This is a genomic window from Streptomyces sp. CC228A (assembly GCF_021390935.1).
Classification (GTDB): Bacteria; Actinomycetota; Actinomycetes; order Streptomycetales; family Streptomycetaceae; genus Streptomyces.
Map to the genome: position 1 here is coordinate 569,466 of NZ_JAJPUI010000003.1, position 25,315 is coordinate 594,780.

Here is a 25,315-nt window from a genome sequence, read left to right on the forward strand (position 1 = left end):
CCGGCCGCACGCCGCCGGGTGCTCTCCCCTGCCCTGAAGGAGGGCCTCATGGACTTCGTCCCGCGCTCGGAGTGGGGCGCTCCCGCGACCAGCCCGGCGGCCTCCTCGCCTCGACCCGGGGGGAAGGTGAAGGTCCACGTGCGGAAGGTGCGCGACGCCCACCTGGCGAACACCCTACGTGCGGAAGGTGCGCGACGCCCACCTGGCGAACACCAGTGAGAACTACGTGGACGTGGCGTACAACCTCCTCGTGTGCGAGCACGGCACCGTGTACGAGGGGCGGGGCGCGCACCGCCGCTGCGGGGCCAACGGCAGCGCGGAGCTCAACCGCGCGCACTACGCGGTGTGCGCGCTGCTCGGCTCGTCGGGGCTGACGGAGCCGCCCGACGCGCTGCTGCGCGGGCTGCGGGACGCCATCGCGTACCTGCGCCGCGAGGGGGACGCGGGCGACGAGGTCCTCGGGCACCGCGACGGCCACCCCACCTCGTGCCCGGGCGATCCGCTGTACCGGTGGGTGCGGGCGGGCGCCCCCCGGCCGGGCGGTGGGGAGGGGGAGCCCGGGCCGCCGCCCGTGGCCCGGTACCAGACCACGATCAACGGGCTCGTGTACGGGTACGGGGCGCGCGGCGACCACGTGACGGCGGTCGGCCGGGCCCTCGTCGAGCGCGGTCACGGGGAGCACTACCGGGTGGGCCCCGGCCCGGTGTGGTCGGATGCGGACACCCTCAACTACGCGTCGTGGCAGCGTTCCCTCGGCTACACGGGCGGCGACGCGGACGGCGTGCCCGGGGAGGTGTCGCTGCGGCGGCTGCTCGGCAGGCTGCCGGGGCGGCCGGTGGTGGACCTGTCCCGGCTGGTGGCCGCCGCCCGGCAGGACCCGCCGTCGTCCGGTACGCGGGTGTCCTACGCGGGCGTACGGGTCGTGGAGGACGCGCTGGTCGCGGAGGGGCTGCTGGACCGGCGGTACGCGGACGGGCACTTCGGCACGGCGACGGTCCGGGCGTACGCGGCGTGGCAGCGCCGCTGCGGCTACACCGGGGCCGCCGCCGACGGCATCCCGGGCCGCGACTCCCTGACCCGCCTGGGCCGCGCCCGCGGTTTCGACGTGACGCCCTGAGGGGCGGGCCCGGGCGGCAACCCCGGAGCGGGTGGCGGCGACTGTCGTACGCAACGTCCCTCACCCCCATCCGGAGGACACATGCGTCACCCGCGCACACGCCGTGCGTCCGCGGCCGGAGCGGCTCTGGCCGCCGCCGTCGCGGTCGCCGTCACCGGGCTCCCCGCGCCCTCGGCCGGCGCCGCCGCCGCTGCCGCTCCCCCGCGGCAGGCGGAGCGGCTCGACCGGGGGCTCGTCAGCGTGCACACCGGCTCCGGCAACCTCGTGAGCTGGCGGTGGCTGGCCACCGACCCGGACGGCGTCGCCTTCAACGTCTACCGGTCCGGTACGAAGGTGAACGCCTCACCCGTCACCGGGTCCACCAACTTCTTCCACGCCGGTGCGCCCGGCCACGCCGGCTACACCGTCCGTGCCGTCGTCGGCGGCGTCGAGCAGGCCGACTCCCCGCCCGCCGTGCAGTTCCGCGCCGGGTACAAGGACGTGCCGCTGTCGCCGCCCGCCGGGGGCACCACCCCCGACGGGGTGGCGTACGCGTACGAGGCGAACGACGCGTCGGTGGGCGACCTCGACGGGGACGGCGACCTGGACTTCGTCCTCAAGTGGCAGCCCACCAACGCCAAGGACAACTCGCAGGCCGGGTACACGGGCAGCACCGTCCTCGACGGCATCACGCTGGAGGGGACGCGGCTGTGGCGGGTCGACCTCGGCCGGAACATCCGGTCCGGGGCGCACTACACCCAGTTCCAGGTGTACGACTACGACGGCGACGGGCGCGCCGAGGTCGCGGCGAAGACCGCGGACGGGACCGTGGACGGGCGGGGGGCGGTCCTCGGGAACGGGGCCGCCGACCACCGCAACTCCCGCGGGTACGTGCTGTCCGGGCCGGAGTACCTCACCATGTTCGACGGCCGGACCGGGGCCGCGCTCGGCACCGTCGACTACGTGCCCGCCCGGGGGAACGTGGCGTCCTGGGGCGACGGTTACGGCAACCGGGTCGACCGGTTCCTCGCCGGGACCGCGTACCTGGACGGCGTGCGGCCCTCGCTGGTCATGGCGCGCGGCTACTACACCCGTACCGTCGTCGCCGCCTGGGACTGGCGGGACGGGCGGTTCACCCGGCGGTGGACGTTCGACACGGACTCCTCCACCAACGCGGGGAGGGGGTACGACGGGCAGGGGTCGCACAGCCTGTCCGTCGGGGACGTCGACGGCGACGGGCGGGACGAGGTCGTGTACGGGTCCATGGCCGTCGACGACGACGGGCGCGGGCTGTGGACGGCCCGCACCGGGCACGGCGACGCCCAGCACCTGGGGGACCTGGACCCGGGCACGCCGGGGCTGGAGTACTTCAAGGTGTCGGAGTCCGCGTCGCAGCCCGCCGCGCTGTACCTGGACCCGGCGGACGGGGCCGTCCGGTGGCGGCTCGCCCCCTGCTGCGACAACGGGCGCGGGGTCGCCGGGGACGTCTGGGACGGCAGCGCCGGGGCCGAGGTGTGGTCCTCCGCCGACGGGTCGGTCCGCGACGCGGGCGGCGCGGCGAAGGGGCGCAAGCCGTCGTCCGCCAACTTCCTCGCGTGGTGGGACGGGGACCCGTCGCGGGAGCTGCTCGACGGGACCCGGGTCGACAAGTACGGGCCCGGCGGGGACACCCGGCTGCTGACGGGGGCCTCGGTCGCGTCCAACAACGGGACGAAGGCGACGCCCGCGCTGTCCGGGGACATCCTCGGCGACTGGCGGGAGGAAGTCGTGTGGCGGACCGCGGACAACCGGAACCTGCGGATCTACTCCACGCCGCACCTGACCGGGACGCGGATCACGACCCTGCTGCACGACACGATGTACCGGACGGGTCTGGCGTGGCAGAACACCGGCTACAACCAGCCGCCGCACCCGTCGTTCCACATCGGGGCCGGGATGCGCACGGCACCCCGGCCCCGGGTGTCCACCCCGTGACTACGGCGCCGCCGTCGCGCAGGGGGTGCCGTTCAGAGTGAGCGTGGTCGGGGGCGTGTTGGCCTCCGGCCACGTGCCCGTGAAGCCGAAGCCGACGGTGCCGCCCGGCCGGACCGTGCCGTTCCAGGAGGCGTTGGCGACGGTCACGTCCGCGCCCGCCTGGGTGAAGGCGCCGTTCCAGCCCTGTGTGACGCGCTGGCCGTCCGGGAACGCCCAGCCGGCCTGCCAGCCGTTCCAGGTCTCATCGGACGTGTTCACGACCGTCACGTCCGCCTGGAAGCCGCCCTGCCACTGGTTCGTCACCTTGTACACGGCCTCGCAGGCCGCGGGCGGGTCGGTGGGCTCCGTGGGGTCGGTCGGGTCGGTCGGGTCGGTGGGGTCGGTGGGGTCCGTGGGGTCGGTCCCGGGGTCCGACGTGTCGCCGTAGACGATGCCGCGGCCGTTCGTCGACACGTACACCCGGCCGTAGACCCTCGGGTCGCCGGTGATCGCGGCGCCCGTCCAGCCCCACTGGTGGGCGTCGTCGTTGATACGGGTCCAGGTGGCGCCCTCGTCCGTGGAGCGGAAGATGCCGCGCACCCCGCCGACCTCCGCGCTGGTGTAGAGCGTGTCGTACGACGCGCCGGGCGCGGCCTTGCCGAAGCCGATCGTGTCGGCCTCGCCGACCGAGGCGACCCGGTCGAAGGTCGCGCCCGAGTCCTTCGAGCGCCACAGGCCGTACGTGCCGTCCGGTTCGCCGCCCGCCAGCCAGATGTCGCCCTCCCGGCCGGGGGCCGCCTTGAAGCGGACGTTGCCGGACGCGGGCAGGCCGGTCGCCGCGGACGCCGTGAAGGTGGCGCCGCCGTCCGTGCTGACGTGGAAGGTGCCGTCCTTGAAGGCGTAGAACTTCAGCGGGTCCACCCGGTCGGACTCGACCACCGCGCCCGCCGGGACGCCCCGGGACGCCGTCCACGAGGTGCCGAAGCCGGTCGTCGTGTGCACGCCCGCGCCCTCGGGGCTCCACACGAAGCGGCTGCCGTCCGCCGCCGCGGCCACCGTGCCGCCGCCGGAGACGCCGGCGGGCTCCTGCCCGGCGAACCAGTTCGCGCCGTTGTCCGTGGAGAAGGCGATGCGGGGGCCCGTGTCGTTGCGGCCGGCGCGCACCACCGTGTCCGGGGCCTTCTCGGCGTAGTCCAGGCTCGTCGTGTTGGTGAAGACCGGCTGGGTGAAGATCATCGGCGGGACCTCGGCCAGGTCCGTGTGGCGGAAGCCCCCGATGTCGCCGAGGCCGCTGATCAGGGGGGCGCCGGCAGGCGGGGAGACCAGGTCGTTGACGGCGGTCTCCTCCAGGCCCCGCACCATCGGCTTGATGGTGATGTCGGCGCCCTCGTCCCAGCGGGTGAGGTCCTCCGTGCCGTAGATCGTGGCCCCGGTGCCGTACATCATGCGGTCCGAGTCGAAGGGGTCGATCTCCAGCGCCTCCGTCATCCAGCCGAGCTTCGGGGTCTGCTCGGGCGGGGACGGGTTCGCACCCCAGGTCAGCCACGGGGACGACGACACGTCCATGCGGTAGCGGTTGTCCCGCTCCGGGTAGGGCGCGAACTCCCACGCCCTGGTCCAGGTCTCGCCGCTGTCCGTGGTGCGGAAGATCTGCGTGTCGGGCCACCAGGAGCTGTAGCCGCTGACCATCACCGTGCCGGGGTCCTGCCGGTCCGCGCTCAGGCCGCTGAAGCCGTAGGAGGGCTCGGCGTCCGGGGTGATGTCCTTCCACGTGCCGGTGGCCGTCCCGTAGCGCCACACCGCGCCGTCGCCGCCGTCGTACGGGCCGCCCGTGTCGCTGTACGCGAGGTACAGGTGGCCGTTCTCGGCGTCGAGGACGCCCTTGTGGGGGAGGAAGCCCGTCGGCTGGCCGGGGAGCCGGGTCCAGGTGGCGCCGGCGTCGGTGGAGCGGTAGACGGCGTCGTCCTTGTCCGCCACGCCCACGTAGAGGGTGCCGGTGGCCTGCCCGGCGCTGCCGGTCGTCTCGTCGAAGACGACCCAGACGACGCCCTGGTTGTCGGAGCCGTAGCCGCTGGTGTCGGACGGGTCCTGGGCGTAGTTCCCGGGGTTCGGGAAGGACTCGACCTCCGACCAGGTGGCCCCGGAGTCCGTGGAGCGCCACAGGCCGTGGCCGCTGGGCGCGCCCAGGTACAGGACGCTGTTGCGGTGCGGGTCGATCGCGAGGCGCTCGCCCATGCCGCGGCCCGGCATGTTGCCGCCGAGCTTGAACGGCAGGTCGGTCTTCTCCCAGGTGGCGCCGCGGTCGGCGGAGCGCAGCACCGCGCCGTTGCCGGGGTCCCAGTCGTTGGTGTAGGTGCCGACGGCGGCGTACACCCTGTCGGGGTCGACGGAGTCGGTGGCGAGGCTCGCGACGCCGGTGTGGCCCCAGTCGTCCCAGCCGATGTGGTCGAGCAGCGGCGTCCACGTCCTGGTGGACTGCTCCCAGCGGTAGGCGCCGCCGATGTCGGTGCGGGCGTAGGCGAGGTCCTTCTCGGCGCGGTTGAAGACGATGCCGGGGACGAAGCCGCCGCCGTCGATGCGGACGTTCTTCCAGGTGTAGGTGTCGGCCGCGGCCGCCGCGGCGGGCCGGGCGGGGTCGGCCTGGGCGGGTGGCGGGCCGGCCGTCAGCAGGGCCGCCGTCACGGCCAGCCCCGCGAGCAGGTGTCGTCTCATGCGGGTGGTTCCTCCGGTGGTGCGGGGATGCGGAGGAGCCGGGCGGGACGCGCGGGGGCGCGGCCCGCCCGGCTCGTGTACGTACGCGGAGCCGCGGGGCTGGGGCTATTCGAGGAGCTCCGCGTACGAGCCCATGGCCAGGGCGATGTCCGCCTGGGCCCAGAAGCGGTGGTACGTGAAGACGGGCGCGGCGCCGCCCTTCAGGTAGCTCTCGACCTTCGACCACGCCGGGTCGTCCTGGTAGAAGGAGCGGATCGAGAGGAACGTGGCCGAGGAGTCGACGCGGTCGCCGTTCGGCATCGTGCCGGTCCAGCCGCCGGGCACGTACACCGGGTCGTCGAACCGCTCGTAGTCGGCGCGGGTCTCCGGGACGGCGATGCCCAGCGGGTCCTGGTGGTGCTCCCACATGCCGTCGAGGAGGGCCTTCGCGACCCGCTCGGCGTCGGCGTCGCCGGACCTGGCGGCGTAGTACGTCAGCGTCTTGGCGTACGCGGCGGCCACGCCGACGTCGTTGGTGTAGTCGGCGACGGTGACGTGCAGGCCGGCGTTGGCGCCCGGGGCGGACGGGTTCCAGGTGTCGGGGGCGCCGGTCCAGCGGAGGGTGGACGGGAAGCGGAAGGTGCCGTCAGGGTTGATCGTGGTCTCGCCGACCGCCCAGTCGACCCATTTGCCGAGGACCTCCTCGGCGAGGGCGTCGCCGGTCTGGTGGTAGTACTCGGCGACGCGCTCCATGGACCACGCCTGGAAGCCGAACCACTGGTTGGACGGTGGGTCGTGGTAGACCGGCTTCTCGTCGTAGAAGAGGCCGTGGAAGGTGGGCGTGCCCGCCGGCGGGGTGGCGTACCGGCCCTGCCAGCTGTTGGTGGCGCCGCCCGCGATGCCGCCTTCGGCGGACTGCAGCCAGCGGTAGAACTCGATCTGCCGCTTGAGGCTGGTCGCCCAGTCCTGGGCGGCGGTCGGGGACTTGGGCTTCAGGGGCGCGTACGAGCTGAGCGCGTACGCGGCCAGCGGGTTCTGGTAGCCGCTGTGGGCGTGGCTGGAGCCGATGCGCCAGGCCCAGCCGGCGCTGGTGTCGGTGGCGCCGCCCCAGGCGTAGTACCAGGACATCAGGTAGTGGGCGCTGTCCTTGCCGGTGCCGGCGGGGCAGGCGGCCGGGCCGACGCAGTTGCCGGCCTTCTTGAAGTACTTGTCGAAGAGGGAGTAGCGCAGGTAGTCGCCCATCTTCGCGGCCTTGGCGACGGTGCCGGCGACCTCGCCGCCCTTGCCCTGGTCCTTGGCCCACAGGTCGGCCCAGTAGGCGGCCTGCACGGCGCGGGCGTCGGCGTCGGGCGCGTTGGTGAACTTCCACTGCTTGGCGTAGGAGCTGTCGCCCGTGAACAGGTCCAGGTAGCCGTTGGGTCCGCCGAACTCGAAGTCGTCGCAGGTCGGGTGGGTGACGGTCTCCCAGACGGACTCCTGCGGGCCGCGCTGGAAGGTGTTGATGTACGACGGTCCCGTGGCGGCCGGTCCGGCGGAGCACGTGCCGGGCTCGTTGCCGAAGCCGTAGACGTTGTCGACGTCCTGGAGCCAGTGCATGCCGTAGACGTCGTCCGTGCCGTACGCGCTGCGCAGTTCGCCGGCGAGGGGGTCGGCGCCGGAGCGGACCTGCCCGTCGAGCCGGGCGGGGTAGTCGGACGGGTCGTCCAGCTCGGGGGCGTACGTGGCGGGGGCGGAGGCGTTGTACTTGTCGTTGGTCGGCTGGTCGGCGGGCGTGGGGATCATGTACTGCTCCATGGTGTCCCACGACGCGTTGAACCGGGACCAGTCGCCGGTGATCCTGCCGTACATCGCCTCCAGCCAGATCAGGTAGCTGTACGCCTCCGACGTCGTCTCGTGCCCGTGGTCGGGGGCCTCGACGATGAGGGTCTCCACGGAGTGGTACGGGATGCCCTCGGGCGAGAAGTAGCCGTTCGCCGGGTCGGTGATCTTGGCGTGCATGGCCAGGAACCGCTCGTCGTACGCGGAGCCGGCGGCGAGCTGCGTGGCGGTGACCTCGGCCGCGGAGTGGCCCGGGGCGGTCACCGTGAAGACGGCGGAGCCGGTGCCGGTCTCGGCGGCCGTGACGGTGACCTGCTGGGCGGTGTCCCAGTCCGCCGGGGTGAACGTGAGGCCGGCCGGGGCCGCGGTCAGGGCGGTGTTGCCGGAGGTGCGGGCCACGCTCACCGTGACGTCCGCGGACGGCCGGGTGGAGAGCTTCACCGCGAAGGACGCCGATTCGCCCTGGCGGACCGGCAGTTGCGCCGGTGTCGCGACGAGGGCGGGGCCCGCGGCGACGGTGATGCCGACGGGTGCGGACTCGGCGGCGGCGCCCTGGCTGTCGTACGCCTTGGCGTAGAGGGAGTGGGAGCCGGCGGCCAGGCCGGTGGCGGCGAGGGTGTACGGGGACGTGGTGTCCGTGCCGAGCAGGGTCGTGTCGCTGTAGAACTCGACCTTGGTGACGGCGGCTCCGTCGGCGGCCGCGGCGGTGGCGGCCAGGGGGACCGGGTCGCCGGCGCTGAAGGCGGCGCCCGCCTCGGGGCTGGTCAGCACGGCGATGGGCGGCTGGTGGGCGCCCGCGCAGACGGTGCCGTTGACGGTGAAGGCGGTGGGGGCGGCGTTGCTGCCGCTGTAGGTGAACTGGGCGCCCGTGGTGACGGCCGCGCCCGCGGCGACCGTGCCGTTCCAGCTCGCGTTGGTGACGGTGACGGTCTTCCCCGACTGGGACCAGACGCCGCTCCAGCCGCTGGTCAGCTGCTGGTTGCCGGGCTGGTCGTAGCGGAGGGTCCAGCCCTGGAGGGGGTCGGTGCCCCGGTTGGTGAGGGTGAGCTCGGCGGTGTAGCCGGAGCCCCAGTCGTTGGTCGTGTAGTCGACGCTGCACTGCACGGCGGCGGCCGCCCGTGCGGGAGCGGGGGAGCTGACGGCGCCGGCGGCGCCGAGGGGGAGGGCGAGTGCGGCGGCGGCGAGGGCTGTTCCCGCCCGTCTGCGCCGGCGCCTGCCCGGACCCGTCCGTGGTCCTGGCGACATGGGGTGTCTCTCCTAGCGGCTCTCGTGAGAGGTGAGGATGACAAGCCTTGAACCAGTGGGAGCGCTCCCACTATGAGGAGGGGGACGGGCGGGGTCAAGGTCCTTGAAGAGTCGAAGTGGTTCGACGAGAAAGTCCGCCCCGCCCTCTGTTGCTTGACGGCGGGATGGCGCTACGGTCGGCGTCGACCAGTGGGAGCGCTTCCATTCGGTAGGGCACGTTGTCAGGTACGCGCCCATGCTGGAAGGAGTCGCTCCATGCGACACCTACGCGTTCGCCGTTTCCGCCCGTGTCGGTCCGCGAACACCCCTGCTCGCTGCCGACCGTGCACGCCGCGCCGCTCCGGGAACCCGCACCGGTTCCCGTGGCCCGTGTCAGCCGTGCACGCCGCGCCGCCCGGGCCACCCGTGCCCGCCCGCGGCCCGGACGACCCGGACCCGTCCCGCCCCGGGACGCGCCGCACCGGCCCCTCCTCCTCGGCGGCCGCAGCCTGCCCCCGTGCCGGGCGGCAGGTGCGCGGCGCGGCCCCGGCGGGCGTGCCGGGCACCCCTCCGCACCCGCCCCGCACGGGCCGCCGCGCCATGGGCCGGCCCCTCGGGACGCGTACGGCGGCACGCCGCCGGGCAGGCCCGACGGCCGGCGCACGCACCACGGCCCGCGGCCGGCGACGCCCGCGGCCGGTTCCTCCTGAACCGCACGAGACCAGCGGAACAGCACCACGCCACCTCGGAAAGGAACCCCCATCCTCATGAGCCGCACCGCAACCCCCACACCGGCCGGGCGCCGCAGAACCGCCCTGCTGGCCGCCTGCACCCTCCTCGCGACCGCCGGCGCCACCGCCACCGCGCTGACCACCCCCGCCGGAGCCGCCGCCCCCGGCTGCACCGTCGAATACCGGATCACCAACCAGTGGGACACCGGCTTCGGTGCCGACGTCACCGTCACCAACACCGGTGACGCCCTGAACGGCTGGACGCTGGAGTGGACGTACGGCGGCAACCAGCGGGTGCAGCAGGGCTGGAACGCCGGCATCACCCAGTCCGGCGCCGCCGTGACCGCGAAGAACGCCTCGTGGAACGGCAGCCTCGGGACGGGCGCCTCCACGTCGTTCGGCTTCAACGCGTCGTACAGCGGCACCAACGACGTGCCCGGCACCTTCACCCTGAACGGCGTCACCTGCAACGAGGACGGCACGGACCCGACGGACCCGCCGACCGACCCGACGGACCCGCCGACCGACCCCACCGACCCGCCGACCGACCCGCCGCCGACCGGCAGCAAGGTCGACAACCCGTACGTCGGCGCGAAGGTCTACGTGAACCCGGAGTGGGCCGACAACGCCCGGGCCGAACCCGGCGGCAGCAGGATCGCCGACCAGCCGACCGGTGTCTGGCTGGACCGCACCGCCGCCATCGCGGGCGCCAACGGCAAGATGGGCCTGCGCGCGCACCTGGACGAGGCGCTGCGCCAGAAGGGCGACGGCGAACTCACCATCCAGCTGGTGATCTACAACCTGCCCGGCCGCGACTGCGCCGCCCTCGCCTCCAACGGCGAGCTGGGCGCGAACGAGATCGACCGGTACAAGGCGGAGTACATCGACCCGATCGCGGCGATCCTCGGCGACCCCAAGTACGCGGGTCTGCGGATCGTCACCACGGTCGAGCTCGACAGCCTCCCGAACCTCGTCACGAACGTGACCCCGCGCGCCACCGCCACCCCCAACTGCGACGTGATGAAGGCGAACGGCAACTACGTGAAGGGCGTCGGCTACGCCCTGAACAAGCTGGGCGCCGTCCCCAACGTGTACAACTACGTGGACGCGGGCCACCACGGCTGGCTGGGCTGGGACGACAACTTCGGCCCGTCGGCGCAGATCTTCAAGGAGGCGGCGACGGCCGAGGGCTCGACGGTCTCCAAGGTCCACGGCTTCATCGTCAACACGGCCAACTACAGCGCGCTGAAGGAGGACCACTTCACGATCGACGACACCGTGAACGGCACGTCGGTCCGCCAGTCGAAGTGGGTCGACTGGAACCGGTACACCGACGAGCTGTCCTACGCCCAGGCCATGCGCGACGAGCTGGTCCGGATCGGCTTCGACGCCGGCATCGGCATGCTCATCGACACGTCCCGCAACGGGTGGGGCGGCGCGAACCGCCCGAGCGGCCCGGGCGCGACGACGAACGTCGACACGTACGTGGACGGCGGGCGCTACGACCGCCGCTTCAACACCGGCAACTGGTGCAACCAGGCCGGTGCGGGCCTCGGCGAACGCCCGCAGGCCGCCCCGGAGCCGGGCATCGACGCGTACGTGTGGATGAAGCCGCCGGGTGAGTCGGACGGGGCGAGCAAGTCGATCCCGAACGACGAGGGCAAGGGCTTCGACCGCATGTGCGACCCCACCTACACCGGCAACCCCAGGAACAACCACAACATGTCGGGGGCCCTGCCCGAGGCCCCCGTCTCGGGCCACTGGTTCTCCGCCCAGTTCCAGGAGCTGATGAGGAACGCCCACCCGGCGGTCTGAGCCGCACAGCAGCTCCTTCCCCCAGCGAGCCCCCGCCCCCGGCGCCAGTCCGCGCCGGGCGCGGGGCTCGCCCCACGCGCGCCCCGGCCCCGCCTGCCTGCGTCCGCCTACGCGGCAGGGGCGGGGCGCGGGTGGGCGCGGCGGCGCGGGGGCCCCGGAGGCCAGCGAGGACTGGGAGGCGCGGGAGGCGCGGCGTGCCGACGGGCAGGGTCCGGCGCTTGCGGCCGCAAGTCCTCTGCGCGGGGCGGCACTCCATCGTGTGGCGCCGTACGCCGCCGCCGCGCTACCGTCGTCAGCGTGACTGCCGGGTCGGCCTCGGGCCATGAGCGAGTGGGGTTCCCGGCCTTGTCGTGAGGGCGCGACGGGCCAGGGGGCCGCCGTCGGTGCGGCCGCGTGCCCGGTGCCTGCGGGCGCCGCACGCGGACTCTTCTCCCGTACCTCTTCCAGCGCTCCGCACCGACGGGAAGGACCCGCCTCATGACCGCATCACTCGACCACACCGTCGTCCACGCCTCCGACAAACGGGCCTCCGCCGAGTTCCTCGCCGGCATCCTGGGGCTGGCCGTCGGGGCGCCGTTCGGGCCGTTCATCCCGGTGGACACCGGAAACGGCGTGACGCTCGACTTCTACGAGGACCCGGACGGCGCAGCCGTCGCCCCGCAGCACTACGCGTTCCTCGTCCCCGACGAGGAGTTCGACACGATGATCGACCGGCTGAAGGCGGCCGGGGTCACCTACTACGCGGACCCGCACCACACCGAGCCGAACCAGGTCAACCGGCTCTTCGGCGGCCGGGGCGCGTACTTCGACGACCTCGACGGGCACAACATGGAGATCATGACCCGCCCCTACGCCCGACCTGCCTGAGCCACCCGGCCTCCCCGGCCCACCCGGCCCTCCCGAGCCGCCCGGCACGGGAGGGCCCCGGTCCGTCCGGCCGTCCGACGCGGGCGGACACCGGCCCGCCTGGCCTGTCCGCGCCCGACACCTCTGCCGGCTGACCCCCGCGCCCTCCGGCACGGAAGCCATGCGGCCCGGAGGCCGTACGAGACGGAGCCGTCCGGCGCGGAAGCCAGGCGGCCGGTAAGCCGTACGTGACGGCAAGCCATGCGGCGCGCAAGCCATGGCGGCCGGGAAGGCGGGTGGCGTGTGAAGCCGGGTGGCGTGTGAAGCCGGGTGGCGTGTGAAGCCGGGTGGCGCGTGAAGCCGGGTGGCGGGTGCCGCCGGGTGGCGCGTGCAGCCCCGGGTGCGCCGGAAGCCGCGCCGCCGGTCCCGCGCGGCGGGGGGGAGGAGGCTGCGCCCGCCCCGTGCCGCGGTGCGCGGATTCCCCGCCCGCCCGGTGCGGCGGTGCGGGCGGGTCTCCCCCGCCTCCCCCGCCCGTACCGGTCCGTCCGCCGTTGCGCGTACGGGCGGCCCCGGTCGGCGGCACCCCCGCCGTCGTCGCCCTACAGGACCGGCGCCTGCGCCGGGGAGCCCAGGTCCCGTTCGCCGACCACCTCGTCCTCGCTCGTCTCCCCCGTGAGGTGGAAACCGAGCTTCCGGTAGAACTCCTCCGGTCCGCCCTCGGCCTGCACCCAGGTGACCGTCGCCGTGGTGCCGCCCCTGCGGCGGATCTCCTCGCAGACCGCCTCCACGGCGAAGCGGCCGTACCCCCTGCCCTGGCGGTCCGCCGCGATGTTGAGGCGCCACAGTCCACTGCGGGGCCGGTCGTGGTGGCAGCCCTCGGTGAACGGCACGTCGAAGAAGGCCATCACGAAGCCGACCAGCTCGTCGCCGTCCATGACGACCCGCGGCCAGGCGGTGTCCCCGTGGACGTACGCCTCCGCCAGGGACTGGGCCACCGGCGAGACGAACTTCCGCTGCTCCGGGGCCACCTGGAGACGGCATGCCTCCAGGACGTTGTCCTCGGTGACCTTCTCCAGACGCAGGCTGCTCTTCGACATGCGCCGGACCCTAGCCGGGCGCCCGGGCGCTGTCGCGCGGTTTTCCGCCTGCTTCCCGCGGGCGCGCGGCCGCACGCCCGCCGGAGCTCACGACGAGGCGCGGACCACCAGGGACGTCGGCAGCACGAGCTGGCTCGGCTCCCCCGAGGCGCCCCCGATCTCCTTCAGCAGGGCGCGGGCCATGACGCGGCCCATCTCCTCGATCGGCTGGCGCACACTCGTCAGCGGCGGGTCCATGTGGCGGGCCACCGCCGAGTCGTCCACCCCGACGAGCGCCACGTCGTCCGGGACCCGGCGCCCTGCCTCCCGCAGGGCCCCGCGGGCGCCTGCCGCCATCACGTCGGACGCGGCGAACACCGCGTCCAGGTCGGGGCGGCGGGCCAGCAGGGCGCGCATGGCGCTGCGACCGCCCTCCTCCGTGAAGTCCGCCGGTGCGATGAGGTCCTCGGCCGGGTCGAGGCCCGCCGCCTCCAGCCCCCGCCGGTAGCCCTCCAGCCGGCAGCGCGCCACGTACATGTCGAGCGGGCCGGTGATGGTGGCGATCCTCCGGCGGCCGCGGCCCGCCAGGTGGTCCACGGCGGAGCGGCCCGCGCCCACGTTGTCGGAGTCGACGTACGCGGCGGACTCCGTCTCCGAGCGGCGGCCGTTGAGGACGGCGGGGATGTCCAGCTCCCGTACGACCTCGGGCAGGGGGTCGTCGGCGTGCACCGAGACGAGCAGGACGCCGTCCACGCGCTGCGCGGCGAGGTACTGCTCGAAGCGCTGCCGCTCCTGCCGGGAGCGGATCAGGGTGAGCAGCAGCTGCTTGTCGGCGTCGGCGAGTTCGGCGCTGACCCCGCGGATGATGTCGAGGAAGTACGGCTCGGCGAACAGCCGCGCCTCGGTCTCGGGTATCACCAGCGCCACGGCGTCGGTGCGGGCGCCCGCCAGCGCGCGGGCGGCGCGGTTCGGGACGTACCCGAGCTCCGCGATGGCCTGGGCGACGGCGGCCTTGGCGCGGTCGCTCACCCGGGGCGAGCCGTTGATGACGCGGGACACGGTGCCCCGGCCCACGCCCGCGCGGGCCGCGACCTCCTCCAGCGTGGGTCTGCCCGTCTGCCGTCCGTTCACCGCCATGTTCCCGCCTCCCGTTCGCGCCCGCCCACCCGTGCAGCGGCTGCTTGAGCCCAACCTAGAGCGTGCACCGCTGGGCAGCCCCAGCGGGAGGGCCATCTTTTGACCCTCCGTAGTGGGAGCGCTCCCACCCTAGCGGACCGTACCGCCCCTTCTCCCTCGCACGCCTTGAGGTTCTGAAGGCGGACGCCATTCTGCGGACGGCCGGATCCCCTACGGCAACAATTCGCGTTCATGCCTTGACACCCACCCCCGGCAGGCAGCAACCTTCCGGCAACGAGTGGCGTGGGAGCGCTCCCATACCACGGTCCGTAGCCCCTCATGTGTGCGACACGGCCGAGCCGCCCTGTCGCCACGCCGACCCCCCGCAGCCCGGCTGCGGACCCGGCACCCGCCCCATCCGGCGCACACCAGCACCACCCTGGACGAGGAGAGTGGAATGCGCACCATCAGCAGAGTCCGCAGCCGCGGCGGCAGCGGCAGAACCGGCGACCGCGGCCACCGCCGCCCCCTGGTCGCAGCGACCGCCCTCCTGGCCTGCGCGGCGCTGGTCACGGGTTGCAGCGACGGCGCCGGGGACGGCGGAAGCGGCGACGCCGGCGGGGACGGCGGGCAGATCACCCTGCGGATCGGCACCTTCGGCTCGTTCGGCTACGACAACGAGAACGGCGCCAAGCTGTACGCCGAATACGAGAAGCTGAACCCCCACATCAAGATCGTCGAGTCCAACGTCGCCGACGGCCAGAAGTACTGGGACACCCTCAAGCTGCGCCTCTCCCGCAGCAGCGGCCTCGCCGACATCCAGGCCGTCGAGGTCGGGTACATCGCCGAGGCCACCGGACCCGCCATGGCCGGCAAGTGGGCGGACCTCTCCGAGTCCGGCGGCGCCGACCTGTCCGCCTACCTGGACTGGAAGGTCAAGCAGGCCACCACCGCCGACGGCTCCGTCATCGCGCTCGGCACCGACATCGGCCCCATGGCCATCTGCTACAACAAGGACCTCTTCGCGAAGGCCAAGCTGCCCACCGACCGGGAGGAGGTGGGCAAGCTGTGGGCCGGCGACTGGGCGAAGTTCGTCGAGACCGGCAAGAAGTACCAGAGCGCCGCCCCCGAAGGCACCGCCTTCCACGACTCCGCGAGCGGCCTCTTCAACGCCGTCCTGTCCAGCCAGCCCCAGCAGTACGCCGACGACAAGGGCGAGCTCGCCTGGGAGGACAGCCCCGGCGTGAAGACCGCCTGGGGCCTGGCGGTCGACGCGGCGCGAAGCGGCATCACCGCGAAGCTGCGCCAGTTCGACGAGAAGGGCACCTGGAACGCCGGCTTCAAGAACGCCAGGTTCGCGACCGTCGCCTGCCCGAGCTGGATGACCGGCATCATCAAGGACCAGGCCGGCGAGAAGAACAAGGGCGACTGGGACATCGCGTCGGCGCCGGTCGCGGGCAACTGGGGCGGCTCCTTCCTCGCCGTGCCGAAGGCGGGCAAGCACACCGAGGAGGCCGCCAAGCTGGCCGCCTGGCTGACCGCCCCCGAGCAGCACGCCAAGGTGTTCGGCGTCAACGGCAACATCCCGTCCACCAAGGAGACCCTGGCCTCCGAGGCGGTCCAGAACGCCACGATCGACTACTTCGGCGACACTCCGGTCGGCCGGATCTACTCGCAGGCCGCGGCGGGGATCACCCCGGCGGCCATCAGCCGCCACGACGGCCAGGTGAAGACCTTCCTCACCGACAACGGGATCCTCGACATCGAGCAGCGCGGGACCGACCCGGAAACGGCGTGGAACAACGTGAAGAAGCTGATCGAGGACAAGATCGTCCAGTAGCCCCCGGCGGGGAGCCCGCCGCACTTCCGGCGGGCCGGCGGGCTCCCCGTCCGGGCGCCCGCCCCGCCGCCCGGGCGGGGCGGGCCGGCGGCGGTCCCGGCCGGGTCGCCCGCGCGCCCGCGCCCCGGGTCCGGGTCCGGGTCCGCTGTCCGGCTTCCCGGCCCCGCCGCACCGCCGCCGGTCGCAGTCCGGGCCCGCGCGCCCCTGCCCGGCTCCGGGCCCGCCGCCCGGGACCGCGCCCCTGCACCGCTTCCCGCGCCTCCGTACCGCCGCCGCACCTCCGTACCGCCGCCGGTCGCAGTCCGGGCCCGCGCGCCCCTGCCCGGCTCCGGGCCCGCCGCCCGGCCCCCTCCCTCCCGCCCCCGCGCCCCCGCACCGCTGCCGGTCCCGGTCCGGGGCCGTGCCACCGTCCCCCGACCGCCCGACGTCTGCACCGACCTGGAAGGACGCCCCCGTGGCCACCTCCGTCCAGGCGGCGGACGGCGGCACCTCGCCGCCCTCCCCGCCCCCGCCCTCCTCCGCGTCCCGGAACAAGCGACCGAACCGGCCACCCGCCGGCACCGGCTGGCGCAGCAGGCTGTACCGCTGGGACCTCAAGGCGACGCCGTACGCGTTCATCGCGCCCTTCTTCCTCACCTTCGGGGCGTTCGGGCTCTTCCCACTGATCCACACGGGCTGGCTCTCGCTGCACCGGGTGGAGCTGGGCGGTGAGGCCGAGTGGCGCGGCTTCGACAACTACACGGCGCTCTGGGACAGCGACTTCTTCTGGAACGCCCTCGCCAACACCTTCACCATCGGCGTCATCTCGACGGTCCCGCAGCTGCTCATGGCGCTGGGCCTGGCGCACCTGCTGAACTACAAGCTGCGCGGCCGCGGCTTCTTCCGGGTCGCCGTCCTCGCCCCGTACGCCACCTCGATCGCCGCCGCGACGCTGGTCTTCGCCCAGCTCTTCAACTCCGACTACGGGCTGATCAACACCGTGCTCGGCTGGGTCGGGTTCGAGCCGGTGGACTGGGAGTCGTCCAAGTGGCCGGCGCAGATCGCCATCTCCGCCATCGTCACCTGGCGGTGGACCGGGTACAACGCGCTGATCTACCTGGCCGCGATGCAGGCGGTGCCGCAGGACCTGTACGAGGCGGCCTCCCTCGACGGGGCGTCCCGCTGGCGGCAGTTCGTCAGCGTCACCATCCCGTCCATCCGGCCGACGATCCTCTTCACGATCGTCGTGTCCACGATCGGCGCGACGCAGCTGTTCGGTGAGCCCATGCTCTTCGGCGGCAGCCTCGGCGTCAGCGGCGGCAGCGGCAACCAGTTCCAGACGCTGAGCCTGCTGATGTACGAGAAGGGCTGGGTCACCGGCGCCCTGGGGCAGGCGTCCGCGATCGCGTGGGTGATGCTGCTGCTCCTGCTCCTCATCGGCGCGCTGCGGCTGCTGCTCGCCCGTGCCGGCCGCAAGAAGCAGGGGGTCTGACCGATGACGCTCACCACCGACCGGCCGGCGCGCGGGCGCGGGCCGCGGCGCGGCTTCAGGCAGGCCGCCGGGCGCCAGCACCACGCCGGGCACCTCACCTACGTCCTGCTGGGCTTCGCGGCCCTGCTGTCCCTCTTCCCCCTGTACTGGAACCTCGTCGCCGCCTCCCACTCGGGTGAGCGGGTCGTGGAGGCCCCGGCGCCGCTGCTGCCCGGGCCGCGCCTGCTGGACAACCTCACGTTCGCCTGGAACCAGGTCGACATGGGCGAGGCGCTCGTGAACACGACGGTCGTGGCGGGGCTCGTGGCCGCGTCGACGGTGGTGTTCTCGACGCTGGCCGGTTTCGCCTTCGCCAAGCTGCCCTTCAGCGGCCGCAACGTGCTGCTGGCCCTCGTGGTGGCGACGATGACCGTCCCGCCCCAGCTCAGCGTGATCCCGCTGTACCAGATCGTCACCGACCTCGGGTGGGTGGACCAGCTCCAGTCGGTCGTGCTGCCTTCGCTGGTCGCGGCGTTCGGCGTGTTCTTCATGCGGCAGTACCTGCTGGAGGCGCTGCCGGTCGAGCTGATCGAGGCGGCCCGCGTGGACGGGGCGCACAGCCTGCGGATCATCTGGCACGTGGTGTTCCCCGTGGCGCGGCCCGCGATGGCGGTGCTGGGGATGCTGGTCTTCGTCCAGGCGTGGAACGACTTCTTCTGGCCGTTCATCGCCCTCACCCCGGACGGCAACCCGACCCTCCAGGTGGCGCTGGCCGGGCTCGGCTCCGGCAACCACACCATCGACCAGGCCATCGTGCTGACCGGTGCGCTGATCTCCACCGTGCCGCTGCTGGCGGTCTTCGCCGTGCTGGGCAAGCACATCGTGGGCGGCATCACCTCGGGCGCGGTCAAGAGCTGACCCCCGCGTCCGCCGGCCGCCCGCCCCCTGCTGCTCCGCGGCGCCTCCTTCCCCGTCCCTGGCGGCGCCGCGGCCGCCCTCCCCCGCGGTCCGCGCCGTCCGTCCTGTCCGCGCCGTCCGTCCCGTCCGCCCGTCCGAGCAAGCCGTACCTACTCCTGGGAGCGCTCCCCCTATGACTGCCTCCGACACCCGTCCGCTCACCGCGATCCGCCGGTTCCCCCCGGGCTTCCTGTGGGGCGCCGCGACCGCCGCGTACCAGATCGAGGGCGCCGCCCGGGAGGACGGGCGCACGCCGTCCATCTGGGACACCTTCAGCCACACGCCGGGGAAGGTGTTCGAGGGCCACACGGGCGATGTGGCCGTGGACCACTACCACCGGTTCCGCGAGGACGTCCGGCTCATGAAGGAGCTGGGCCTCACGGCGTACCGCTTCTCCGTGTCCTGGCCGCGGGTGCAGCCGACCGGGCGCGGACCGGCCGTGCAGAAGGGCCTGGACTTCTACCGGGCGCTGGTCGACGAGCTGCTCGCCGCGGGGATCCGGCCGGCGGTGACCCTCTACCACTGGGACCTGCCGCAGGAGCTGGAGGACGCGGGCGGCTGGCCGCACCGGGCGACCGCCGAGCGGTTCGCCGCGTACGCGGGGCTCGTCGGTGACGCCCTCGGCGACCGCGTCGACCGCTGGACCACGCTCAACGAACCGTGGTGCAGCGCCTTCCTGGGCTACGGCTCCGGTGTGCACGCCCCGGGCCGCACCGACCCGGTGGCCGCGCTGCGCGCCGCCCACCATCTGAACCTCGGCCACGGCCTGGCCGTGCAGGCGCTGCGGGCGGCGCTGCCGGCGCGCGCGGAGGTCGGCGTGTCGCTGAACCTGCACCAGGTCAGGCCGCTGACCGAGACGGCGGAGGACCTGGACGCGGCCCGCCGTATCGACGCGGTCGGCAACCGCATCTGGCTCGGGCCCATGCTGGGGGGCGCCTACCCGGAGGACCTGGCCGCCGACACGGCCCGGCTCACGGACTGGTCCTTCGTCCGCCCGGCCGACGCGGCCGCGGCGCACCAGGCGCTGGACTTCGTCGGCGTCAACTACTACACGCCGACGCTGGTGTCGGCGGTCGCCCGGGACGGCGTCGGCAGCGTCATGGCCGACGGCGGGCACGGCGGCGGCGGGCACTCGCCGTGGGCGGGTGCGGAGGACGTGGTCTTCCACCAGCCGCCCGGCGAGCAGACCGCGATGGGCTGGTCGGTCGACGCGTCCGGGCTGTACGACCTGCTGATGCGGATGGCCCGGGAGTACCCGGACCTCCCGCTGTACGTCACGGAGAACGGCGCCGCGTACGACGACGCGGTGGGCCCCGACGGCTCGGTCCACGACCCGGAGCGCGTCGCCTACCTGCACGGCCACCTGGAGGCGGTGCACCGGGCCGTGGAGAGCGGCGCGGACGTGCGCGGGTACTTCCTGTGGTCGCTGCTGGACAACTTCGAGTGGGCGTACGGCTACGCGAAGCGGTTCGGGGCGGTGCACGTGGACTACGCGACGCAGACCCGCACCCCGAAGGCCAGCGCCCACTGGTACGCGCGGCTCGCCCGCAGCGGCGAGCTGCCCCCGCCCGGGGAGGACGGCTGAACGCCCCGCCCGCCACGCCGCCGCACCCGAGGGAGAGGTCCATGCCCGTCCGTTTTCCGCCCGGCTTCCTGTGGGGCACCGCCACCGCCGCCTACCAGATCGAGGGCGCCGCCCGGGAGGACGGCCGCGGCCCGTCCGTCTGGGACACCTTCAGCCGCACGCCCGGCCGGACCCGCGGCGGTGACACCGGTGACACCGCCGCCGACCACTACCACCGCCGGGCCGAGGACGTGCGGATGATGGCGGGGCTCGGCGTCAACGCGTACCGCTTCTCCGTGTCCTGGCCGCGGGTGCAGCCGACCGGGCGCGGACCGGCCGTGCAGAAGGGGCTCGACTTCTACCGGGCGCTGGTGGACGACCTGCTGGAGCACGGCATCACACCGGCCCTCACGCTGTACCACTGGGACCTGCCGCAGGCCCTGGAGGACGCGGGCGGCTGGCCGCACCGGGACACCGCCGAGCGGTTCGCCGACTACGCAGGCATCGTCGCCGGCGCCCTGGGCGACCGCGTCCCGTACTGGATCACCCTCAACGAGCCGTGGTGCAGCGCCTTCCTCGGATACGGCTCCGGCGTGCACGCCCCGGGCCGCACCGACCCGGTCGACGCGCTGCGCGCCGCCCACCACCTCAACCTGGCGCACGGCCTGGCCGCCACCGCGCTGCGGGCGCGGCTGCCCGCCGCGGCCCGGATCGGCATCAGCCTCAACACCTGCGCCGTCCGGGCGCGGACCGGCAGCGGGGCCGACCTGGACGCGCGGCGCCGCATCGACGCGCTCGCGAACCGGATCTTCACCGGGCCGCTGCTGCACGGCGCGTACCCCGACGACCTGCTCGCCGGGACCGCGCGGCTCACCGACTGGTCCTTCGTGCGGGCCGGCGACGAGGCCGCCGTCCGCCGCGACCCGCTGGACTGGCTGGGCGTCAACTACTACGCGCCGACGCTCGTGTCCGCCGCGGACGGCGGGCCGGGGTCCGCGGCGGACGACGGGCACGGCGCCGGCGACCACTCCCCCTGGCCGGGCGCCGAGGACGTGTCGTTCCACCAGCAGCCGGGCGAGCGCACCGACATGGGCTGGGGCATCGACCCGACCGGGCTGTACGACCTGCTGACCCGGTGGTCGCGGGAGGCCCCCGGGCTGCCGCTGATGGTCACGGAGAACGGCGCCGCCTACCCCGACCGGCCGTCGCCCGCCGACGGCACCGTCCACGACGCCCGCCGCGTGCGCTACCTGCACGGGCACCTGTCGGAACTGCACCGGGCGATGACCGAGGGCGGCGCGGACGTGCGGGGCTACTTCCTGTGGTCCCTGCTGGACAACTTCGAATGGTCGTACGGCTATGCGAAGCGGTTCGGGATCGTGCACGTCGACTACGCGACGCAGACCCGCACCCCGAAGGCCAGCGCCCACTGGTACGCGCGGCTCGCCCGCAGCGGCGTCCTCCCCGACCCGCCCGGGTCGTGAGGGGGCGCGCGCTCCGGCCGGGTGGGGTGACGGCCGGAGCGCGCGTGTGGGGGGTGGTCCGGGCGGGGCGGGTCACCGGTGGGCGGCACCCGCCCGCGCCGGCTGCCGCCGGTGGCGGCGCCGCCGCGTGGGCCCATGCGCTGTGCCCGGCTCCCGCGGGAGTGGGGCGCGGCACCACGCTAGCGCGCCCGGAACCGGCAAACGGGGCACACCGGGCGGCGGTCGGGGACCTTAGGGCGCGCTTAAGGCGCCCATGGGGCCCGGTTAACGCTGCTGCCCGGCGCGCGGCCGCGCCGGGCCCGCCAGGAGCCACGGCCACCTGCCGGAGCGGTACACCGCGACCGCGCGGGCGTGGTCGAAGGCGGCGGCGGGGTCGGGGTGGCAGGTCCAGGGCTCGGCGCCCACCCACGGCTCCAGCGCCCGGAACTGCTCCAGTGCCTCCCGGCCCCGCCCCGCCACGACGAGGGCTCCGGCGAGGATGTGCCGGACGTACGGCAGCCGGGGGTCCCCGGGGGCCGCCGCGGCCACGGCGTCGCGGACCGCGTCGAGGTCGCCCCCGTGTTCCGGCCGCCGAGCGGGGTGTACGCGGCGCGCGCCAGCGCCCTCTCGAACGCCGCCTGCAGGGGCAGCACGGACAGCAGGCTGCCCTCGGGCGCGGCGCCCGCGGCGCCGTCGGCGAAGCGCTGGGCCAGGGCGTGGGAGCCGCACCACTTGGCGCACCAGTACTGGAGGGCGCTGAGGTGCCCGAAGAAGTGGTGGGGGGCGCGGGCGGTCAGCTCGTCCCACAGGAGCCGGAAGTCGCCGTGCGGCAGAGCGAGTCCGCGGGCGGCGGTGACGAGGGTGACCCACGGGGAGGGGTCGCGGGGCGCGAGCGCGGCGGCTTCGCGGGCGGCCTGCACCGCGGCGGACAGCATCCGCCGGAAGCGCTCCGGGTCCTCGGTGGAGGTGTCCTCGGCGGAGCCGCCGCCGCGCACCCCCACGCCTGCCGCAGCAGCGCCTCGGCGTGGACCGCGGCGGCGTCCGGGTCGTCGGGCCGCTCGGCCCGCCAGTCCGCCAGCCAGCGCCCGTCCCGTACCGCCGCGGAGGCGAGGGCGGTGAGCCGGTCCCAGCGCAGGTCCCAGTCCTCGCCCGCGTCCGCGAGCAGCGCCGCGGCGGGCCGCCGGTCGCCGCCCTGCGCGGCCTGCACGGCAAGGGCCGCCTCGGGCTCCGGCGGGCCGCTGCGCGACGGGTCGAGCAGGTGGCGCGGCACCAGGCCGTGGGCGGCGAGGTCGATGCCGGCCGTCCCCTGCCGCTTGGCTCGGGCCAGCCGGGCGCTGCTCCACAACGACCACAGGAGGACCGGGCCGCCCGCGGCGATGGCGATGCCCTGGGCGACGGGCGGCAGGGAGGTGAGGAGGTGCGGCATGGTCGTGGCGTGCTTTCGGCTCGTGGCGCGGCGGCGGGGACAGCGCACGCACCGGGGGTTCCCGCCATGTTCCCCTACCGCCCGCCGCGGCGGCACCGCGGGGCGCGGCCGGGACACGGGCCGAGGCGGGGACACAGGTGCGGGTGCGTGTGGCGCTGGAGGTGGGAGCTGCGGTGGGCGGATGTCCCCGGTCGGGCGCGGGGGCTTCAGGCCGGGGGCGGGCGGGCGGCTGGGGTGCGGGAGCGGTGACCGGCGGGCAGGTGCGGGCAGGGGCGCGGAAGGGTGGCCGGCGGCACGGGACCGGGTGCGACACGGGAGCGGCGACCGGCGGGGCAGGGGCAGGCCGAGGTGCGGAAGGGTGGCCGGCGGCACGGGGCCGGGTGCGGCCCGGGAGCGCCGGCCGGCGGGGCAGGTGCGGGCCGAAGTGCGGAAGGGTGGCCGGCGGCACGGGGCCGGGTGCGACACGGGAGCGCCGGCCGGGTGCGGGCCCCGGCTGTTCAGGCGGCGACCGCTCTGCGGCGGCGGCGCCCCACGCGGTGGGTGCGGCCGCCCGTGCCGCCGGTGCGGCGGCCGTCGAGGCCCAGCCAGACCCGTACCTCCGTGCCGCCCAGCACCGAGTGCCCGATGCGGACGTCGCCGCCCGTGGACTCGGCGACGCGCCGCACGATGTCCAGGCCGAGACCGGTCGACCCGGCCCGTTCCCCGCTGTTGCCGCGGGCCAGGGCGGCCTGCGGGTCCTTGATGCCGGGCCCGGCGTCGGAGACGAGCACGATGACGGCGTCCTCCCCGTTGTGGACGTCGACGGAGAAGGCGGTGCCCTCGGGGGTGTGCCGGAAGACGTTGCCGAGCAGCGCGTCGAGGGCGGCGGCCAGGTCGGGGCGGGCCACGGGGACCCGCACCGGCCGGTCGGTGCCGGCGAGGCGCACCTTGCGGCCCTCGTCCTCCGCGAGTGCCGACCAGAACGCCATCCGGTCCCGTACGACCTCGGAGACGTCGCAGCCCGCCCCGGGACCGGCCGCCTGCGTCTGCGGCTTGGCCTCCCTGGCCGTGCGGATGATGGTGTCCACCTCCCGCTCCAGCTGCTCCACGGCCGCGCGGGTCTGCTCGGCGGCCGGACCGTCACCGAGGGACGCGGCGTTGAGGCGCAGCACGGTGAGCGGGGTGCGCAGCCGGTGCGACAGGTCGGCGGCCAGCTCGCGTTCGTTGGCGAGGAGGTGCACGACCTGGTCGGCCATGGAGTTGAAGGCGACGGCGGCGGACCTGAGTTCGGCGGGGCCCTCCTCGCGGACACGGGCGCCGAGCCTGCCGTCGCCCAGCTCGCGGGCGGCGCGGGCGAGGCGCTGGGCGGGCAGCACCATGCGCACGCCCAGCCGGTCGGCGACCGCGACGGAGCCGACGACCAGGGCGGCGCCCACCCCGGCGAGGGTCAGCCACGCGGTGGTGAGGCCCCGGGTCAGCTCGCCCTCGGGGACGTACACCTCGACGATGGCGATCTTCCCGGTGCCGAGGGCGGTGGGCTGGAGCAGCACGGAGCCGCCCTCGACCTCGGTGATGGAGGCGCGCGGGACCCGGCGCACGGTGTCCAGGTCGGCGTCGCCCGCACGGCCCGTGCCGATCTCCGTCGGCCGTGCGGACGGCTGGTCGGGCGGGGCGGGGACGTGGACGGCCATCCGGCCGTCGGCGCCCGCCCGGGTGGAGGCGACGGCCCGTTCGAGGGCGCCGCGGTCGGTGGTGATGGAGAGGGTGGGGCCGAGTGCGGCGGCCTGCCGTTCGGCGTCCCCGAAGGCGCGGTCGCGGGCCATCTCCTTGATGACCAGGCCGAGGGGCACGGCGAAGGCGAGGACGACCATGGTGGTGACGGCGAGCGCCACCTTGACGAGGGCCCATCTCACGGCAGGGCCTCCTGCGGCGGCTCCAGCTTCACGCCCACGCCGCGCAGGGTGTGCAGGTAGCGGGGGTTCGCGGCGGTCTCCCCCAGTTTGCGGCGCAGCCAGGACAGGTGGACGTCGATGGTCTGGTCGTCCCCGTACGACTGCTGCCACACCTCGGCGAGGAGTTCGCGGCGCGGGACGACGACGCCGGGCCGCCCGGCGAGGAACGCCAGCAGGTCGAACTCGCGGCGCGTCAGGTCGAGTCGGCGCCCGTCGAGTTCGGCCTGGCGGCGCAGCGGGTCGATGGCGAGCCCCCGACGCGGAGGGCGGTGCCGTGCGGCAGCTCGCCCGGGCGGCGCCGGCGCGGGCCCGGCGCAG

Annotated in this window: 17 protein-coding genes; 9 read left to right on the plus strand and 8 right to left on the minus strand. The window is 74.6% G+C overall.

From position 1 onward, the window contains the following. Positions 1-187: 187 nt before the first annotated feature. Positions 188-1,117, plus strand: coding sequence for a peptidoglycan-binding protein (locus L6E17_RS12450; protein ID WP_236240812.1), 930 nt, complete (start codon positions 188-190; stop codon positions 1,115-1,117). An 81-nt stretch (positions 1,118-1,198) separates the two neighbouring features. After that, complete coding sequence (locus L6E17_RS12455; protein WP_236240813.1) at positions 1,199-3,070, plus strand: rhamnogalacturonan lyase; 1,872 nt, start codon at positions 1,199-1,201, stop codon at positions 3,068-3,070. On the opposite strand, the gene L6E17_RS12460 is transcribed toward L6E17_RS12455, so the two are convergent. Then, complete coding sequence (locus tag L6E17_RS12460) at positions 3,071-5,761, minus strand: cellulose binding domain-containing protein (protein WP_236240814.1); 2,691 nt, start codon at positions 5,759-5,761, stop codon at positions 3,071-3,073. A gap of 105 nt (positions 5,762-5,866) precedes the next feature. After that, a complete protein-coding gene (locus L6E17_RS12465; RefSeq protein ID WP_236240815.1) occupies positions 5,867-8,803 on the minus strand; it encodes a glycoside hydrolase family 48 protein in 2,937 nt (978 codons plus the stop codon). A 746-nt stretch (positions 8,804-9,549) separates the two neighbouring features. Here L6E17_RS12465 and L6E17_RS12470 point away from each other — a divergent pair. Together L6E17_RS12470 and L6E17_RS12475 are read left to right on the plus strand one after the other, a co-directional pair. Next, the gene (locus tag L6E17_RS12470; RefSeq protein WP_236240816.1) at positions 9,550-11,328 is read left to right on the plus strand and encodes a glycoside hydrolase family 6 protein; all 1,779 of its coding nucleotides are present in this window, start codon (positions 9,550-9,552) and stop codon (positions 11,326-11,328) included. Between the two features lie 477 nt (positions 11,329-11,805). Beyond that, positions 11,806-12,195, plus strand: coding sequence for a VOC family protein (locus tag L6E17_RS12475; protein ID WP_236240817.1), 390 nt, complete (start codon positions 11,806-11,808; stop codon positions 12,193-12,195). Positions 12,196-12,773: 578 nt separating this feature from the next. Here L6E17_RS12475 and L6E17_RS12480 read toward each other — a convergent pair. Then, positions 12,774-13,271: a GNAT family N-acetyltransferase gene (locus tag L6E17_RS12480; protein ID WP_236240818.1), complete on the minus strand. Its 498-nt coding sequence runs from the start codon at positions 13,269-13,271 to the stop codon at positions 12,774-12,776. Between the two features lie 87 nt (positions 13,272-13,358). Beyond that, entirely contained in the window at positions 13,359-14,387 is a 1,029-nt protein-coding gene (locus L6E17_RS12485; RefSeq protein ID WP_236240819.1) for a LacI family DNA-binding transcriptional regulator, read from the minus strand. Between the two features lie 436 nt (positions 14,388-14,823). Between L6E17_RS12485 and L6E17_RS12490 the strand changes: the two genes are divergently transcribed. From L6E17_RS12490 to L6E17_RS12510, 5 genes are all read left to right on the plus strand, one after another. After that, complete coding sequence (locus L6E17_RS12490) at positions 14,824-16,206, plus strand: ABC transporter substrate-binding protein (protein WP_236240820.1); 1,383 nt, start codon at positions 14,824-14,826, stop codon at positions 16,204-16,206. A gap of 454 nt (positions 16,207-16,660) precedes the next feature. Next, entirely contained in the window at positions 16,661-17,677 is a 1,017-nt protein-coding gene (locus tag L6E17_RS12495) for a carbohydrate ABC transporter permease (RefSeq protein WP_236240821.1), read from the plus strand. Positions 17,678-17,680: 3 nt separating this feature from the next. After that, positions 17,681-18,574: a carbohydrate ABC transporter permease gene (locus L6E17_RS12500; protein WP_236240822.1), complete on the plus strand. Its 894-nt coding sequence runs from the start codon at positions 17,681-17,683 to the stop codon at positions 18,572-18,574. Between the two features lie 172 nt (positions 18,575-18,746). Further along, complete coding sequence (locus L6E17_RS12505; RefSeq protein WP_236240823.1) at positions 18,747-20,198, plus strand: glycoside hydrolase family 1 protein; 1,452 nt, start codon at positions 18,747-18,749, stop codon at positions 20,196-20,198. Positions 20,199-20,239: 41 nt separating this feature from the next. After that, positions 20,240-21,661, plus strand: a complete 1,422-nt coding sequence (locus L6E17_RS12510; protein ID WP_236240824.1) for a GH1 family beta-glucosidase — start codon at positions 20,240-20,242, stop codon at positions 21,659-21,661. Between the two features lie 264 nt (positions 21,662-21,925). Here the strand turns inward: L6E17_RS12510 and L6E17_RS12515 are convergent, their stop codons facing one another. The 4 genes from L6E17_RS12515 to L6E17_RS31440 all read right to left on the minus strand — a co-directional run bounded on the left by L6E17_RS12515 (position 21,926) and on the right by L6E17_RS31440 (position 25,242). Continuing rightward, on the minus strand, positions 21,926-22,189 hold the full coding sequence (locus L6E17_RS12515; RefSeq protein ID WP_236240825.1) for a hypothetical protein: 264 nt from the start codon (positions 22,187-22,189) through the stop codon (positions 21,926-21,928). A 244-nt stretch (positions 22,190-22,433) separates the two neighbouring features. After that, positions 22,434-23,066 carry a hypothetical protein gene (locus L6E17_RS12520; protein ID WP_236240826.1) on the minus strand — a complete coding sequence of 211 codons (633 nt, stop codon included), beginning with the start codon at positions 23,064-23,066 and terminating at the stop codon, positions 22,434-22,436. Between the two features lie 497 nt (positions 23,067-23,563). Continuing rightward, on the minus strand, positions 23,564-24,958 hold the full coding sequence (locus tag L6E17_RS12525) for a HAMP domain-containing sensor histidine kinase (protein WP_236240903.1): 1,395 nt from the start codon (positions 24,956-24,958) through the stop codon (positions 23,564-23,566). Then, positions 24,955-25,242 (minus strand): winged helix-turn-helix domain-containing protein, encoded by a 288-nt coding sequence (locus L6E17_RS31440; protein WP_374109047.1) that lies wholly within the window; start codon positions 25,240-25,242, stop codon positions 24,955-24,957. The genes L6E17_RS12525 and L6E17_RS31440 overlap by 4 nt, the downstream gene beginning before the upstream one ends. Positions 25,243-25,315: the final 73 nt, after the last annotated feature.